The following is a 1,769-nucleotide window of genomic DNA, read 5'->3' as shown; positions in this document are numbered from 1 at the left end:
AATTGAACATAAGACGCCGATACATTAAGTAATCCTTACCTTTTAATCTGCAGATTGGCGAAAGCAAATACAATAGCTTCACTATCATGATAAGGGCGCTGGCGAAGGGTGTCAAGTAAGTTTTTTCGTTTCATCCGATGCGCTGCCAAAAGTTTGTTATGCAAGAATGCACTAGCCATTTCTCACAGATTCATTTAAACTTAATCAAGTAGGAGTATTATTAACGCGAAAAGGGTTTAATTAGAGATTGAAGTGATATGGCGCGTGAGGAAGATATAAACCAATTAGTAGAAAATGGATTTGATATTAATTCAAAAGATGCAAGTGGAATCACTCTCTTGCATAAGTTCACAAAAGAAGGCGATTTAGTTGGAGTAAAGTCATTACTAGAGCACGAAGCTGATTTCAATGTCGTAGACAACGAAAATAGAAACCCTCTGCATTACGCCATTATGCATGGACACAAGAAAGTTGCTAAACTTTTTGTTAACCAACTGACAATTAATTCCAAGGATAAAAATGGATTCACTCCACTGCACCTTGCTGCACTACAAGATGACACGGAATTAATAGATTTTTTGATAACAAAAGGCGCAAAAATTAATGAAAAAGATGCCAAAGAGGGCTATACTCCTCTTCATATAGCTTCACTATACGGTTCTAAAAAAAGCGTCCAAATTTTAATTGATAGCGGAGCAAATCTCGAATGTGAAGATAACAATTTTCGTACTCCTTTGTTTTTAACCATTTATCAATGCACCGCACATTATGACAGCAGAGCAGAAATTATAGAATATCTGATAAAGAAAGGTGCAAATATAGAAGCCAAAGATGCAGAAAATAACACTACGCTTTTCCTAGCAGCGTATAACAACAAAATGCAAATAGTAAAGCTTATTGCAAAAAAACAGCAAGCAAGTAACGATAAAATTAAACTTAAAGAGTTTTTTTGCACAAAAAACAACCATGGTTTTGATGCGTTAGATTGCGCTATTGAGCATAATAATAGAAAAATGGTAACATTTCTTGTTTCAAAGGGAATAGAAGCAAACGATCAAGATTTTAATGGTAACGCTAGGCTGCATAAAGCTAGCCATAATGGTAACACTAAAACAGTTAAGCTCTTATTGAAGCTTAAGGTAAACGTTAATGCTGTTACTAAATGTAACAGAACTCCCTTGCTACTCGCAGTTAAAAAAGGCCATACACAAATTGTGAAAATGTTATTGGAAGTTAGAGCCAATATGAACATTTGTGAGCAACAAGGTTTTGCACCTCTACATCTTGCTGTTCAAAAGGATTATTTTGATATAGCTCAGTTGTTAACAGAAAAAGGTGCAGACCTTAACATTAAGTGCAATAACGGTCATACCGCAATAGATATGTTCATTAGCAAGGCTCATAGCAAAAAAAACATCGAAGAAAATTACAAAAAATTTTGTAGATTTTTGATGCTTTACCTGAAAGAGCTACATAGTAAACACAAAGCCTGTTGTATACTTTCAACCCTAGCTCTAAGCTTAACAATTATAGGCTTACCATTTATTTTCAAGCCTATTATTAAATACAGAGAAAGAAGTAAAATATATAAAAAAATTAGGGCTATGCTGGTCTACATTTAAGTACAAGAAGAGTATACAAAAAATACATAGCCAAAGCTAATACACGACAATTATCTGCTCGATGAAAATGAGATTCAGAGGTTGTCCGGAAACAAGTAAATTCAAGCATATTCCCTCTTTAACATAACCCTACTCATAGCTAGGTAT

General features: G+C 34.3%; 2 protein-coding genes. One reads left to right on the top strand and one right to left on the bottom strand.

From position 1 onward, the window contains the following. Positions 1 to 257: 257 nt before the first annotated feature. On the top strand, positions 258 to 1,622 hold the full coding sequence (locus BA053_RS06145) for an ankyrin repeat domain-containing protein (protein ID WP_065095203.1): 1,365 nt from the start codon (positions 258 to 260) through the stop codon (positions 1,620 to 1,622). Here BA053_RS06145 and BA053_RS08455 read toward each other — a convergent pair. Beyond that, positions 1,603 to 1,731 (bottom strand): hypothetical protein, encoded by a 129-nt coding sequence (locus BA053_RS08455; protein ID WP_255356263.1) that lies wholly within the window; start codon positions 1,729 to 1,731, stop codon positions 1,603 to 1,605. The genes BA053_RS06145 and BA053_RS08455 overlap by 20 nt on opposite strands. Positions 1,732 to 1,769: the final 38 nt, after the last annotated feature.

Source organism: Wolbachia endosymbiont of Nomada ferruginata (genome assembly GCF_001675785.1).
Classification (GTDB): Bacteria; Pseudomonadota; Alphaproteobacteria; order Rickettsiales; family Anaplasmataceae; genus Wolbachia; species Wolbachia pipientis.
Note: the sequence above shows the minus strand (reverse complement) of the source record. Positions and strands in the feature narration are given on the sequence as shown.

Coding starts and splice junctions, on each gene's coding strand:
- BA053_RS06145 (WP_065095203.1), top strand. CDS start 258: ATGGCGCGTGAGGAAGATATAAACCAATTAGTAGAAAATGGATTTGAT.
- BA053_RS08455 (WP_255356263.1), bottom strand. CDS start 1,731: ATGCTTGAATTTACTTGTTTCCGGACAACCTCTGAATCTCATTTTCAT.